This is a genomic window from Streptococcus sp. DAT741, assembly GCF_009866825.1.
Lineage (GTDB): Bacteria > Bacillota > Bacilli > Lactobacillales > Streptococcaceae > Streptococcus > Streptococcus ruminantium.
The window spans coordinates 1,359,989-1,373,327 of sequence record NZ_CP019557.1 but is presented as its reverse complement, the minus strand read 5'-3'; the positions used below and the strand labels follow the sequence as shown (position 1 = coordinate 1,373,327).

At 38.9% G+C, this 13,339-nt stretch carries 14 protein-coding genes, 1 tRNA gene and 1 pseudogene; 12 read left to right on the top strand and 4 right to left on the bottom strand.

The window, feature by feature from the left end:
- Positions 1-125 precede the first annotated feature (125 nt).
- The 10 genes and pseudogenes from holA (at position 126) to BZG42_RS06435 (ending at position 8,449) form a co-directional block, all read left to right on the top strand.
- Positions 126-1,157 carry a DNA polymerase III subunit delta gene (gene holA, locus BZG42_RS06480; protein ID WP_120172488.1) on the top strand — a complete coding sequence of 344 codons (1,032 nt, stop codon included), beginning with the start codon at positions 126-128 and terminating at the stop codon, positions 1,155-1,157.
- Between the two features lie 96 nt (positions 1,158-1,253).
- Positions 1,254-1,865 (top strand): superoxide dismutase SodA, encoded by a 612-nt coding sequence (gene sodA / locus BZG42_RS06475; RefSeq protein ID WP_024532641.1) that lies wholly within the window; start codon positions 1,254-1,256, stop codon positions 1,863-1,865.
- A gap of 191 nt (positions 1,866-2,056) precedes the next feature.
- Positions 2,057-2,247: pseudogene (locus BZG42_RS10255) on the top strand (recombinase family protein); the annotation flags it as partial.
- Positions 2,248-2,492: 245 nt separating this feature from the next.
- Positions 2,493-3,116, top strand: coding sequence for a helix-turn-helix domain-containing protein (locus BZG42_RS06465; protein ID WP_155995982.1), 624 nt, complete (start codon positions 2,493-2,495; stop codon positions 3,114-3,116).
- 126 nt (positions 3,117-3,242) lie between these two features.
- Positions 3,243-3,407: a transposon-encoded TnpW family protein gene (locus BZG42_RS06460; RefSeq protein ID WP_006627244.1), complete on the top strand. Its 165-nt coding sequence runs from the start codon at positions 3,243-3,245 to the stop codon at positions 3,405-3,407.
- A gap of 263 nt (positions 3,408-3,670) precedes the next feature.
- Entirely contained in the window at positions 3,671-5,704 is a 2,034-nt protein-coding gene (locus BZG42_RS06455; protein WP_155995980.1) for a surface-anchored 5'-nucleotidase, read from the top strand.
- 158 nt (positions 5,705-5,862) lie between these two features.
- Positions 5,863-6,210, top strand: a complete 348-nt coding sequence (gene rplS / locus BZG42_RS06450; protein WP_011921928.1) for a 50S ribosomal protein L19 — start codon at positions 5,863-5,865, stop codon at positions 6,208-6,210.
- A 351-nt stretch (positions 6,211-6,561) separates the two neighbouring features.
- A complete protein-coding gene (locus tag BZG42_RS06445) occupies positions 6,562-7,236 on the top strand; it encodes a hydrolase (RefSeq protein ID WP_024532644.1) in 675 nt (224 codons plus the stop codon).
- A gap of 55 nt (positions 7,237-7,291) precedes the next feature.
- A tRNA-Arg gene (locus tag BZG42_RS06440) sits at positions 7,292-7,363 on the top strand.
- A 408-nt stretch (positions 7,364-7,771) separates the two neighbouring features.
- Positions 7,772-8,449: a hypothetical protein gene (locus BZG42_RS06435; RefSeq protein ID WP_024532646.1), complete on the top strand. Its 678-nt coding sequence runs from the start codon at positions 7,772-7,774 to the stop codon at positions 8,447-8,449.
- 205 nt (positions 8,450-8,654) lie between these two features.
- Here BZG42_RS06435 and BZG42_RS06430 read toward each other — a convergent pair whose 3' ends face one another.
- The 4 genes from BZG42_RS06430 to BZG42_RS06415 all read right to left on the bottom strand — a co-directional run bounded on the left by BZG42_RS06430 (position 8,655) and on the right by BZG42_RS06415 (position 11,282).
- On the bottom strand, positions 8,655-9,839 hold the full coding sequence (locus BZG42_RS06430) for a chloride channel protein (protein ID WP_155995978.1): 1,185 nt from the start codon (positions 9,837-9,839) through the stop codon (positions 8,655-8,657).
- On the bottom strand, positions 9,829-10,107 hold the full coding sequence (locus BZG42_RS06425) for a chorismate mutase (RefSeq protein ID WP_024532648.1): 279 nt from the start codon (positions 10,105-10,107) through the stop codon (positions 9,829-9,831). The genes BZG42_RS06430 and BZG42_RS06425 overlap by 11 nt, the downstream gene beginning before the upstream one ends.
- Before the next feature lie 81 nt (positions 10,108-10,188).
- Entirely contained in the window at positions 10,189-10,458 is a 270-nt protein-coding gene (gene rpsN / locus BZG42_RS06420; RefSeq protein ID WP_155995976.1) for a 30S ribosomal protein S14, read from the bottom strand.
- Between the two features lie 362 nt (positions 10,459-10,820).
- Positions 10,821-11,282 carry a flavodoxin gene (locus BZG42_RS06415; RefSeq protein ID WP_024532650.1) on the bottom strand — a complete coding sequence of 154 codons (462 nt, stop codon included), beginning with the start codon at positions 11,280-11,282 and terminating at the stop codon, positions 10,821-10,823.
- A 94-nt stretch (positions 11,283-11,376) separates the two neighbouring features.
- Here BZG42_RS06415 and BZG42_RS06410 point away from each other — a divergent pair, with 94 nt between their 5' ends.
- A complete protein-coding gene (locus BZG42_RS06410) occupies positions 11,377-12,321 on the top strand; it encodes a DHH family phosphoesterase (RefSeq protein ID WP_024532651.1) in 945 nt (314 codons plus the stop codon).
- Entirely contained in the window at positions 12,308-13,336 is a 1,029-nt protein-coding gene (locus tag BZG42_RS06405; protein ID WP_155995974.1) for an FAD:protein FMN transferase, read from the top strand. Before BZG42_RS06410 ends, BZG42_RS06405 begins: the two co-directional genes overlap by 14 nt.
- Positions 13,337-13,339: the final 3 nt, after the last annotated feature.

Below are 13,339 nucleotides of genomic sequence, written 5' to 3'. Positions count from 1 at the left end.
GATGGTGATTATTCAATAGACTTTATCCTACTGGACTCTATGCTGTTTGCAAGATTTTGAGGCATTATCACATTTTGAGTCATCCATCTTTTTATGATACAATGGAAGAAGAAACAGAGGACAGCATGACAGTAATTGGACAGATTGAACAGGTAAAAAGAGAAAATTTGGGGTTGTTGACCGTTTTATGTGGTGAAGATGTCGGACAGTATCAAATTGCAAAGGAACTTTTGCTAAGACAAATTGACTTTAGTACAGCAGATTTAGGCTTTGCTTACTTTGATATGTCAGAGGCAGAGTATCGTCAAGTGGACTTGGATTTGGTTTCTCTTCCTTTCTTCTCAGATGAAAAAGTAGTTATTCTGGACTACTTTTCTGATATGACAACAGATAAAAAACGCTATTTGACAGATGATGAGCTTAAGCAGTTTGAGGCCTATTTGGAAAATCCTGTTGAGACAACTCGTCTGGTCATTTTAGCACCAGGAAAGTTGGACAGCAAGCGCCGTCTAGTCAAACTTCTAAAGCGAGATGGTTTGATTTTAGAAGCCAATCCTTTGAAAGAGGCTGATTTAAAACATTATTTCCAGAAAGAAGTTTGTCGTATAGGCTTGCAGATGGATGCGGATGTTTTTCACTATCTCTTGGGAAAATCCAATTTTGATTTTGCAGAAGTCAGTAAGAACCTAGCTTTTTTACAGTCTTATAAGGGGCAAGAACCTATTTTTCTAGCCGATATTGATGCAGCGATTCCTAAGACTTTGCAGGATAATATTTTTGATCTAACCCAGCTTGTACTGCAATCAAAAATGGATCAAGCACGCAATTTAGTACGTGATTTGCGTTTACAAGGGGAGGAAGAAATCAAACTCATCGCTATTATGTTGACACAGTTTCGCACCTATTTACAGGTTCAAATCTTGCAGGCACAAGGACGTGGAGAACAGCAGATTGTGGCAGAATTATCCGAGATTATGGGACGAAAGGTCAATCCATTTCAGGTAAAATATGCTCTACGTGACTCTCGTCACTTATCAATTGGCTTTTTAAAAAAAGCTATCAAACTTTTGATTGAGACAGATTTCCAAATGAAGACAGGTCAGTTTGATAAGGAATACCTGTTTGATTTAGCCTTACTAAAGATTGCTACAACCTAGAAGGACACTAGTATAGATGGTTTCGGACAAATAAATTGAAAAGGATTCCATGTTGGAGTAAAATGGACTTATCAATTTTAATAGGAGAATGAGATTATGGCAATCAGTTTACCAAACCTACCCTATGCATACGATGCTTTGGAGCCGTATATTGATGCGGAAACAATGTCCTTGCACCATGGCAAGCACCATGCAACTTATGTGGCAAATGCCAACGCAGCGCTTGAAAAACATCCTGAAATTGGTGAAGACCTAGAAGCCCTCCTTTCAGATGTTAATGCTCTGCCTGTAGATATTCGTCAAGCCTTGATTAACAATGGTGGCGGCCACCTCAATCATGCCTTGTTCTGGGAATTGCTTTCACCGGAAAAAACAGAAATTCCAGCAGAATTGGCAGCAGATATTGATGAAACATTTGGTTCATTTGATGCTTTCAAAGAAGCATTCACAACGGCTGCTACGACGCGTTTCGGTTCAGGTTGGGCTTTCTTGGTTGTTAACAGCGAAGGCAAGTTGGAAGTCATCTCGACAGCTAATCAAGACACACCAATCATGCAAGGTTTAAAACCGATTTTAGCGCTTGATGTTTGGGAACATGCATACTATCTCAACTATCGTAATGTTCGTCCAAACTATATTAAGGCCTTCTTTGAAATTATCAATTGGAACAAAGTTGGTCAACTTTATCAAGTAGCAACTGGTAAGTAATCTTTTTATCATATCACGGTATTTCTGTGAGAGGACTTTTAGTTAAGAAAGTCCGTGAGACCTAAGTTCCCGAAGAAACTAATTCTTTCAATTGACGAGAGTTGGGAATAAAGTCAATAGTTGTTATATGAACAGTATCATCTCTTCCTGATAAGGAAGAGTTTTTAAGTTGCTTCAAGTAGCTAGCGAAATATGCAGAAATACATTATCCCGAAAATAACTACAGCTCCAAGAAAAAGGTATAGAAGATCCGTATTTTTTGATACTGACCACAGCAGGTTATATCTTAGAAAAAAGAGGATATATGAGATACACTGCACTTGGTAGAATAGTATGCCTTGATTACAAAACCAAGAAACGAAGAAAGGGAAAAGATAGAAAACAACAAGTTGATGTATATTTTAATTTCATAGGCAATTGTCAAGTACTACAGAGAGCTGATATAGAAAAATGGTATAATAACAATATTGAGTGAAACAAATTAGATTTTGTAGGATAGGTTATTTATATTGACTTAACAAAAAAACAGCATTGCAACTGTTGGTTGACATATTTCCAAGGCGGCTTGGTAGCCATGCAACCGATTGATTTGATATAACTAAACCATAAAAGAAAGGAGTGTGCGTTATGAACATGGCAGACAGAATAGAGTATTTGAGAAAAACAAACGGAATCTCACAGGAAGAACTTGCAGACAAGGTTGGAGTATCTCGGCAGGCGGTTTCAAAATGGGAAAACGAACAAAGCTTGCCGGATTTGGAAAAAATAATTACCATGAGCGATTACTTCGGAGTTACAACCGATTACATTCTAAAAGGAATTGAACCAGTTGCAGATAAAGAGCAGAAAAGCTCTGAGCTAACAAGCAAGATACTATATATCGCATCAACAGCATTTGTTGCGATTGGATTATTTAGTGCTTTTTCAGGCTGGCATGAAACGCAAACCATAGATACCATATGGGGTTCAATGATTATTCAGGCCGTTGGAATTGCTGGATACTTTATCGGGCGGTCACTCTCTGCAGCAAGGCCGGCTTTTGCTGTTAACTGGCTTAATCTCAGCGGGTTCTTGTTCATGCCTTTTTCTATGGTTACGGGTGCAATTTCTATCGCACTTTTCAAACAAGGGTGGATTGCTCCATACCCTATCGGCATTGCTCATGTTGTATTGTTTGCTATAGTGTATATTAGTATTTGTGCCATAAGCTTTATTGTGTTGAAAAGACGAACAACGGGAGTGCTGGTTTGATGACAAATCCCAGTTTGACGAAATGAAATAATTAAATAGAAACGATAACACAGCAACTTACGAAACAGTAAATCATCAAATCGGTTTACTGTTTTTTTCTTTTTCTAAAAACGGAAAGGAGGACTTATGGAAGAAGAAAAAAGAGTAATAAAAGAACCACAACATAAACAGTTAATAATGGATATTGGAAAGACAAAATATACTGTAAACCTACATTTTAAGCAAGGTACAGGGGAAACATACAAGGATAAAATACTAAAGTTAATCAAAAGAGAAACAGAGAAGATATAAATTTGTCAAAGAAATTTTGTTTATGTCCTTGACAAATCTTCCCAAATGGCTCTGTAATTGGGAAGATGGATTTGAGCAAAACCTTCGCAATAAAAGAGAAAATGTATGAAATGTTTTCTGTAACATCATGTAAAACGAGTGAAAGACGAATGTTTTTTGTGTTTTTGTCCTAAACGACTGATTTTATATTGAAAAATAATAAGAAAAGGATTATTATAGATTGTGTCAATACGACGAAAAACAAAAGGAGTATTACTTTTCTTATGAAAAAGAATATTAGATTAAAGAGCAGTATTTTGGCTCTTGTGGCTGGCTTTAGTATGATGGCGACACAAACTGCTTTAGCAGACGAACTAGCTGTCCAATTGATAGGTGTAAATGACTTCCATGGTGCGCTTGATACGACAGGAACAGCACGCCTTGAGGGTGAAACAGTTCGCAATGCGGGCACAGCAGCGCTTTTAGGTACCTATATGGATGATGCTGAAACAGAATTTAAAGCTGAGACCGCTGAAAAACAAATGCCTGCAGAATCTATTCGTGTTCAAGCTGGTGATATGGTTGGAGCAAGTCCGTCTAACTCAGCACTCTTGCAGGATGAACCGACTGTTAAAGTATTGAACAAAATGAAGATTGACTACGGTACACTCGGTAATCATGAGTTTGACGAAGGCCTTGAGGAATATAATCGTATCATGACAGGTCAGGCACCAGAACCTGGTAAGTTTAACCCGATTGTTGACAACTACAAACGTGAAGCGGCGACCCAAGAAATGGTTATTGCTAATGTTGTCGATAAGAAAACAGGTGAAATTCCTTATGGTTGGAAACCATACGCTATTAAAACTGTCCCTATAAATGATAAGGAAGCTAAAATCGGTTTTATTGGTGTAGTAACAACGGAAATCCCAAATCTTGTTCTGAAGAAGAATTATGAACAGTATACATTCCTGGACGAGGCAGAGACCATTGCAAAATATGCACGAGAATTGACAGATAAAGAAGGAGTAAAGGCCATTGTAGTGTTGGCCCATGTTCCAGCTACGAGTAAGGATGGTGTAGCTGCTGGTGAATCAGCAGATATGATTGAAAAATTAAATCGGATTTATCCTGAAAACTCTGTCGATGTTGTTTTTGCAGGGCACAACCATGTACATACCAATGGTACGACTGGAAAGACCTTGATTGTTCAGGCAACCTCACAAGGTAAGGCCTATGCAGATGTACGTGCGATTTATGATACAGACATTGCTGATTTCAAAGCTGTTCCAACTGCAAAAGTTGTTGCAGTAGCTCCAGGGAAAAAAGCACCAAATCCAGAAATTCAGGCTATTGTGGATGAGGCTAATGTAATCGTTAAACAGGTTACAGAACAAAAGATTGGAACTGCCAGCCAAGCAACAGATATTTCACGCGAAGTTAATGAATTTAAAGAAAGTGCTGTGGGAAATTTAGTAACAACAGCTCAGTTAGCCATTGCTAAAAAATCAGGTTATGATGTTGATTTTGCAATGACGAATGATGGTGGTATCCGTGCTGATTTGAAGGTTCAAGCCGATGGTTCTGTTACGTGGGGAGCAGCTCAGGCTGTTCAACCGTTTGGTAATATCCTACAAATCGTCCAAATGACTGGAGAGCAGATTTATACAGCCTTGAACCAGCAATATGATGAAGGTGAAAAGTACTTCTTGCAATTATCAGGTCTCAAATATATTTACACTGTGGCAGATAACCCAACAGCAGACAATCCTTATAAGGTTGCTAAGGCTTTTAAAGAGGATGGCACAGAGATTGACCCAGCAAAGACTTACACAGTTGTTATCAACGACTTTCTTCTAGGAGGCGGTGATGGTTTTTCTATCTTCAAAGATGCAAAACTGATTGGTGCAATTAACCCAGATACAGAAGTCTTTATCGAATATTTGAATGATTTGAAAAATGCAGGGCAGAGTATAAGTGCTGCAATCATGGGTAGAAAAACTTTTGTAAAACAGTATGTGGAAGATCCAAAAGTAGGTGAAAAACCAGATAGCAGTAGCTCTACGAATCAAGACAATTCATCAAAGGCGAACATCTCAAATGAAGAAAAGATGGATGATAAGAGCAAGTCGCAAGGAGATAAGAACCAAACTGGAGGAATAACTGCCAAGACAGATCAAAAAATGGCTAAAAAAGCAACAGGAAAACAAGCTCTTCCAAAAACAGGTCAGGCAGAGTTGACCTCCTTCCTTATCAGTCTAGGTGGCTTGGTGTCACTTGGTATGGCAGTATCAGTGAGACGCAAAGAGAACCAATAGCTTTTCTTTAGACAAAATAAAAAGAAAAAAGCACCAAAGTACTTTACACAGAGTGGATACTTGAGGTATAATATATCTCGTGTGTAATGGACGCACAAAAATACAGTTTATCCGCTGGGTTTAAAAGCACCTATGATTGACAAAGATAGGAGAAAAACATGAATCCATTGATCCAAAGTTTGACAGAAGGTCAACTTCGTACTGACATCCCTTCATTCCGTCCTGGTGACACTGTGCGTGTTCATGCTAAGGTTGTCGAAGGTAACCGTGAGCGTATCCAGATTTTCGAGGGTGTAGTTATCTCTCGCAAAGGTCAAGGTATCTCAGAAATGTACACTGTACGTAAAATCTCTGGTGGTGTAGGTGTCGAGCGTACATTCCCAATTCACACTCCACGTGTTGATAAGATTGAAGTAGTACGTTACGGTAAAGTACGTCGTGCTAAATTGTACTACTTACGTGCATTGCAAGGTAAAGCTGCGCGTATCAAAGAAATCCGTCGCTAAGATAGGATACAAAGGTCGTCAAAAGCGGCCAGAAAAAAGATAACCTGCCCGATGTCAAGGCAGGTTATCTTTTTTCTGGGCTTTTAGGTTATTTTGACTTCATAAGTTACACAGGTCTTGGTTCTAGACTGATTCAGATGGTATTGGCTCTCCGCGCAGTCAAGGTGTAGAGAGTTTTTGAGCAGTTCATAGGTCAGGCTCAATTCGGATTAGATGGCTGTTTTATTATCCCCAACATAGAAGTCATTCTAGAGCAGATAAAAAATAAGCATAGATACTACAAATGTAAAGATAGTTTTCCGTTAAACAATATGTTATACTGTAGTATATTCAGCATAAAGGAGGCTGTGCATGAGCCAACAATTCATTCCATCGGTTTTATCGGATTTGCGACAAGATATTGTTCAAATGCCTGAAGTTATTAAAGAATGCAGTGGTATTCGGATTTATGGCCGTCGGATTCGTTCGGTCTTGTTTACAACAGATGTATCAATCATTGCTAATCATAATGCAGATGCCATCCTAGCAGTTTACCCATTTACACCCAGTCCTACAATTATCAAGAGTATAATGCTAGTTGCCTCTGTTCCAGTGCTGGCAGGTGTCGGTGGAGGTTTGACTACTGGAAAACGTTCGGCCAATATGAGTTTATTTTCTGAATCGGAGGGAGCTTACGCAGTTGTTGTCAATGGTCCAACAGATGTTCAAACAATTGAGGAAATCAATAAGGTTGTGGATATTCCTATTATTTACACAGTTGTTTCTGAAAAATCTGACTTAGTATCGCGTATCAAGGCTGGAGTGGATATTTTAAATATTTCTTGTGGTCTAGAGACCCCCAATGTTGTGAAGAAAATTCGAGAAGATTTTCCAGATTTTCCCATTATTGCCACAGGTGGACCAACGGAAGAATCTATTCGTCGGGTTATTGAGGCTGGTGCTAATGCAGTTTCCTACACAGCTCCAAGTAATGGGGAACTGTTTAAAGGGAAGATGGAAAAATACCGTCAGTATGTAAAAGATTGATCCTACTCTTGCATTCTACCGTTTTCTGAGTTAAAATAGAAGGCAGAGAAGCAGACTTCCCTTAGTTAAATGGATATAACAAATTCCTCCTAAGAATTAGTTGCAGGTTCGATTCCTGCAGGGGAGATTAGGAATAATACAGAAACCCTTGAAACACCAATGTTTTCAAGGAGTTTAGATTGAAGAAAAGTTCATTTTAGACAAATTCTTCAATCTTTTTTCTTTGCATTCAAAAGCGAAAAACAGAAGCATTTGACATAATAAGGTTGCTAAGATTTTAATGAAAAATTGCATCATTGTAGAATGTCTCAAAATGAGTAAATTTTCAAGGGTCATTCTATGCTCTGATCCTCTGTGTATCAATCTTTCTTTACTTGCCTGTCCAAACTTCTTTCCCCCAAAAAATTCCATCAAGTTCCAGACTTTTTTGAAATTTTGGGTGGTATAGAATGGCATATATGTATTATTGTTTTTTCTGAATTTTAGTGTATGAAAAAAACTTAAAATGTGTTACAATGACCTATGGAGGTATAAAATGAAAAAGATTTTAAAGATTGTTGTGGGGCTTGTTCTATTCATTGGAATAGCCCTTGTAGGTTTTGGTGTTTTTATAGATAGCCGTTCGATAGACGGTAACTGGAGAACAGAAAATATAAAGAATTTGCTTATAGCAAATGCCAATGAAGAAGATATTGCTGGAATTAAGGAATTGGGGATCCGTCCAGACCAGTTAATAAAAACCATGGATATGTCTTTGGAAGTAAATGATGGGAATGCTAGTATAAAACTCAGCTATCAAGTAGACACTGAATTATTTAAAAATTCGCTTGTTAAAGTTGTGGATAATACAATAGAGAGTGAGTTACAAAAGCAAGGTCTGACATATGATGCTCTACCAGATGAAGCCAAGCAACTCATTGATAAAGAAAAACCTTCGGACAGTGCCATCAAGCAACAGATTGCGGACACATTTACAGCAGCAGCAAAGGAGATTGATGGAGAATACAATACCGAGACTGGAATCTTGACGGTTCCAATTTTAAAAGGAGTTGTAGATCCAGTCTTTAATTCAATTAAAACTACTTCAATCAATGAAAAGGCCAATAAACTTTGGAAGTTAGGCATTGATTCGGGTGATTTTAGTAAGTATGTAAAAAAGGCTGAGTCTTTGGTAATGGATCAGCAGTTTACATTCATTAAAGAATCAAAATAATAGTGTTTCAAAGAGTCTGAGGGCTCTTTTTTGTATTGTTACTAAAAAATATGTCAATGCGTTTCAAGCAATTAGAAGAGATAAACATTGATTGGATCGAAAAAAGAATGAGCAGAGTGTTCCACAGGATAAATACTATGATGATAAATACTCGAAAAGCCTGAAAATACAGGCTTTTTGTGGTTTCTTACGAGTATATCTCGACTTATCGCAACTGTTGTCGATAGATACTTTCTTTGCGGTTGATAAAATAGGCTAGATAAAGAACAGGAACAGCGTAAGGTACCAGACTAATACCAAATACTTCATATCCAATCAGGATAGGTGCTAGTAGAGTATTGGTAGCCGAGGAGAATACAGTGCAATACCCAAGGGCTGCAACAAGTTCTATTGGAAGACCAAGTATTCCTGCTAAGACAGCACCAGAACTAGCGCCAATAGCAAAGAGTGGAGTTACTTCACCACCTTGAAAACCGGCTACCAAACAGAGACAGGTGAGAATGAGCTTGAGAAACCAGTCGTAGGTAAAGATTTGCTCTCCTTCTAAACTAAACTCAATTAAATTGGTTCCTAGACCAGAATAACGGCCTTGGTGGAAAATAAACAGTAGGGCAGTTAACAATAATCCCATGTAGAATACTCTTTTATAAGGATCGGACAACCAAATATTTATACGAGTCTTTGCCCGCTCAAGAATCCAAGCAAAAAGATTGCCGATAATGCCAAAACAAAGGGATAACAATAGGAATTTGAAGCTGTCTGCAATTTGAAAGTTTGGAGTTGTGATGATATGACTAAATTTTTCTAATCCAAGCAGATGAGAAGTGGTAGAGGCTGTGAAGGCTGCTAGCAAGCAATAGGGTAGGCTTGTCCATGAAAAACTCCCGACGACTAAGACTTCAATAGCGAAAAAACTAGCAGCCAAGGGTGTTTGAAAAAGTCCAGCAAAACCAGCTGCCATACCTATTTTAACTATTAAATCTTTAGAAATGGATTTGAACCAATTGGTTCCTAGCCAATGAGAAAGGGCAACTCCCAACTGAACAGCTACCCCTTCACGTCCAACAGAGGCTCCAAAAAGGTGACTGATCCACGTTGTTAGCATAATCAATGGAATCAAGACTGGAGATATATGTGTGTCTTGTCCTTGTCCTGCCTTAAAAACTAGATCCATGCCTGATCGGACAGATTTTCCCCAGTTTTGATAAGCAAAAACGAGGGCTAATCCAGCCAACGCTAAAAATGGTATCAAGCAGAGAAAGAATTTAGAGCGTAGCTCTCCTATACCTAACAGGATATTTCCAAAGAGAGTTGTCACCAAACCTGCTATTATTCCACTCGTCAGAGACAGGACAAATAGTTGAACCTGAAACCTTCCTCTATTGCTCATGGCTCATTAACTGTGAAGATTGATAAGCTCTGGACTGAGCCATGATGTCTCTAAAGGTTGCTTGAATGGTAGAGCGATATGCGTCTTTTTTTACCAAATTTCCTACACGTTCTAAGACACTTGTTTCGCGACTGCTATCAAGAACTGGTTTTCCTGTCGCCCGCTTATAAGCTGTGACTTGTTCTACCAATTCCATACGCTTTTCCAATAGGGTGACAAGTTCTTGATCTAGTTGATTGATTTGTGAACGAATGATTTCCAATTCCATGTCTATTCTCCTATAAATTGTTTTGGTTGGTTTTTAGTATAGCAAAAAACAAGGCTGAAGACTAGCCTTGTTTGAGGAAATTTACCAACTTGCTTTTTTAATTCCTGGAAGCTGACCAAGATGAGCGAGCTTACGGAATGTAATCCGACTGACACCGAATTTGCGCATGTAGGCGTGTGGACGGCCATCGGTGAGGTCGCGGTGTTTTAATCGGTTAGGATTAGAATCACGAGGAAGCTTTCTTAGAGCTTCATAGTCCCCATTTTCTTTGAGTGTTCTTCGTAATTCAGCATAGCGCTCGATCAATTCCAACTGTTTATGATAGCGAGCTATTTTTGATTTTTTAGCCATTATCTTCTCCTTTACAAATAGTTAACTAGTTAATTGTATATCAGAAATAAAAAAATTGCAAGTAAAAAACTTACTGGTGAGTTATATTTTTTCAATCTTTTATTTTACAGCTACCCTATTTATTTTTGATCAATAGTTCAGACCTAGATTATTGGAGATGAGAGAAGCATAGTTTGCTTCAAACCAATATGGGGATAGTCTGATAAAGGTACAAGCAAGGTGAGTTAAAATGATATGAAATAAGTCGAAGTAGAACTAGAAAATGGTTTGCTATAAGATTGCCCTTTTCAATCTTGTAGTAGAGGGAAAAATCATACAAGGAATGTGAAAACAGATCAAACCATTAAGGTTTGATCCGTTAATTAAGTAAGTGTATCCAATTTTGCGACTAAGTCCGTTGCAAAGTTTTCTAAATTGATAATATCTTCTTCTTCAGCAGCGAGGTCAACTTTAACATTCTCAGCACCCTTGATTGCACCGCGTGAACCTAGCATAACATCGAAATCATCAACTGCACTACAGAAATCATCGTAGAAAGTATCACCAGAACCGCAGACACCGTAGATTTTTCCAGTCAAATCTAAATTGGCTAGGTCAGTATAGAAGTCAACAATCTCATCTGGAAGTTCCCCATCTCCACCATAAGAATAAGTATAACTAGCTACAACAATGAGGTTTGCATCCAAAATTTCTTCGGTTTCAATGGTTGTACATTCATGAACTTGTACTTCTAAGCCTAACTCTTCTAGTTTACTGGCAACGATGTCGGCAATTTCTTCTGTGTTACCAGTCATACTAGCGTAAACTATTTTTGCTAGTGCCATAATTTCCTCCAAATTATATAGTCACCTCATTATATCACACTCCTATCATTTTCAAAAGGGGAAGTTTATGCTAAAATGATGAAAAGGAGTTGCTATGACTATTTACAGTAACATTATTGAAAAAATTCAAGAATACGACACCATCATTATTCATCGTCATCAGCGACCAGATCCGGATGCGATTGGTAGTCAGGTTGGCTTGCAAAAATTATTACAGAAGAATTTTCCGACAAAGACTATTAAGGTGACAGGATTTGAAGAACCCAATCTTTCTTGGATGGCAGAGATGGATGCAGTAGCGGACAAAGATTATCAGGGTGCGTTGGTCATTGTGACAGACACAGCAAACACTGCTCGTATTGATGATGCGCGCTATGCGCAGGGTGCCTTTTTGATAAAAATTGACCATCATCCCAATGAAGAACCATATGGCGACTTACTTTGGGTCAATACAGCAGCTAGTTCTTGTAGTGAAATGATTACAGAGTTCGCTATCCAAAGTCAGTTAGTTTTGGATGGAGAGATTGCTCGTTTGCTCTATGCTGGAATCGTAGGCGATACAGGCCGTTTTCTCTACCCAGCGACTAGCTCACATACCTTTGAAATGGTTGCTCGTTTGCTCCAAGAAGATTTTGATTTTGCGCACCTATCTCGTCAGATGGATACCATTGACTTTAAAATTGCTAAGCTGACAGGGTACGTCTATGATCATTTAGAGGTAGATGGATGCGGAGCTGCTCGCATTATATTGACGCGCGCAATTCTTGAGCGGTACGGTGTGACTGATGCGGATACCTCTTTCATTGTTGGCGCACCGGGGCGTATTGGAGCGGTTCAGGCATGGGGTGTTTTTGTAGAGCAAGCTGATGGCAGCTATAGGGTTCGTCTCCGCAGTAAGTATACTCCTATCAATGAGATTGCAAAACGCCACGATGGCGGTGGTCATCCACTAGCGAGTGGTGCTAACTCTTATTCTCTTTCTGAAAATGAACAAATTTACCAAGAAATCCAACAGGTAGTGAAAAATGCAAGCAAGTAGTAGAATCATTCGCTTGATGGGAACCATGATTGAAACCAAGATTTGGCATGAGCAAGCAGAAACAATCTTAGATCAGGTGGAGGAGTTGCTCTATCTATACAAGGACCGCTTTTCAGCCAATGATTTGACTTCCGAATTGATGGAGGTCAATCTCAATGCTGGGGTTCAAGCAGTTCCAGTTACGCAAGATTTATACGAACTGATAAAGTTGGGCAAAAAACATAGTTTGGCTGAAGATAGCTTTCTCAATATAACAATTGGACCGCTTGTTCAGGCTTGGCGGATTGGATTTGGTGATGCTAATATTCCTCATCAAGAAATCATCAATGAAAAACTCAAACTAATCGATCCAGCTGACATTGAATTGGATGATGAAGAACAGATGGTATATCTGCCAAAGAAAGGTATGGCTATTGATTTAGGTGCTTTAGCAAAAGGCTATGTAGCGGATAGGATTGTTGAATTCTTGAAAAGAATGGATGTGGCCGCAGGCTTGATTAACCTAGGTGGCAATGTCCTAACTTTTGGTCAAGCTCCACACAATCCAGATGGTTACTGGCGAATCGGTATTCAAGATCCACAGAAAGTGCGTGGTGAAAATGCCCTAGTTCTCAAAATAAGTCAAGAATCGGTTGTTACCTCAGGTGTCTACGAAAGAACCCTTACGGTCAATGGAAAAAACTATCATCATATTTTAAGTTCTGAGACGGGGTACCCCATTGAAACGAATCTTGCTAGTCTCACAATCATCTCTAAGCGATCGGTAGATGGTGAAATTTGGACAACTCGCTTGTTTGGACAGGCGATACCAGAGATCTTTGAGATGGTTTGTCAACTACCAGAGGTAGAAGCAGTGTTAATAGATACTGAAGGACGTATTTTGTTGACACCGAGCTTGGTTGACAGGGTTGAAATAGGTTTAGAGAGGGTTTTGGATGGTTTGGCTAGTCCATCAGAGGGGAGTTTTGGAATGAGAGTTACATCCGACATCGTTTCGGGAGCCTCTGTTCTTTGAACT

What these genes read in the sequence shown, in the direction of transcription:
- holA (WP_120172488.1), top strand. Translation starts at nt 126, where the DNA reads ATGACAGTAATTGGACAGATTGAACAGGTAAAAAGAGAAAATTTGGGG.
- sodA (WP_024532641.1), top strand. Translation starts at nt 1,254, where the DNA reads ATGGCAATCAGTTTACCAAACCTACCCTATGCATACGATGCTTTGGAG.
- BZG42_RS06465 (WP_155995982.1), top strand. Translation starts at nt 2,493, where the DNA reads ATGAACATGGCAGACAGAATAGAGTATTTGAGAAAAACAAACGGAATC.
- BZG42_RS06460 (WP_006627244.1), top strand. Translation starts at nt 3,243, where the DNA reads ATGGAAGAAGAAAAAAGAGTAATAAAAGAACCACAACATAAACAGTTA.
- BZG42_RS06455 (WP_155995980.1), top strand. Translation starts at nt 3,671, where the DNA reads ATGAAAAAGAATATTAGATTAAAGAGCAGTATTTTGGCTCTTGTGGCT.
- rplS (WP_011921928.1), top strand. Translation starts at nt 5,863, where the DNA reads ATGAATCCATTGATCCAAAGTTTGACAGAAGGTCAACTTCGTACTGAC.
- BZG42_RS06445 (WP_024532644.1), top strand. Translation starts at nt 6,562, where the DNA reads ATGAGCCAACAATTCATTCCATCGGTTTTATCGGATTTGCGACAAGAT.
- BZG42_RS06435 (WP_024532646.1), top strand. Translation starts at nt 7,772, where the DNA reads ATGAAAAAGATTTTAAAGATTGTTGTGGGGCTTGTTCTATTCATTGGA.
- BZG42_RS06430 (WP_155995978.1), bottom strand. Translation starts at nt 9,839, where the DNA reads ATGAGCAATAGAGGAAGGTTTCAGGTTCAACTATTTGTCCTGTCTCTG.
- BZG42_RS06425 (WP_024532648.1), bottom strand. Translation starts at nt 10,107, where the DNA reads ATGGAATTGGAAATCATTCGTTCACAAATCAATCAACTAGATCAAGAA.
- rpsN (WP_155995976.1), bottom strand. Translation starts at nt 10,458, where the DNA reads ATGGCTAAAAAATCAAAAATAGCTCGCTATCATAAACAGTTGGAATTG.
- BZG42_RS06415 (WP_024532650.1), bottom strand. Translation starts at nt 11,282, where the DNA reads ATGGCACTAGCAAAAATAGTTTACGCTAGTATGACTGGTAACACAGAA.
- BZG42_RS06410 (WP_024532651.1), top strand. Translation starts at nt 11,377, where the DNA reads ATGACTATTTACAGTAACATTATTGAAAAAATTCAAGAATACGACACC.
- BZG42_RS06405 (WP_155995974.1), top strand. Translation starts at nt 12,308, where the DNA reads ATGCAAGCAAGTAGTAGAATCATTCGCTTGATGGGAACCATGATTGAA.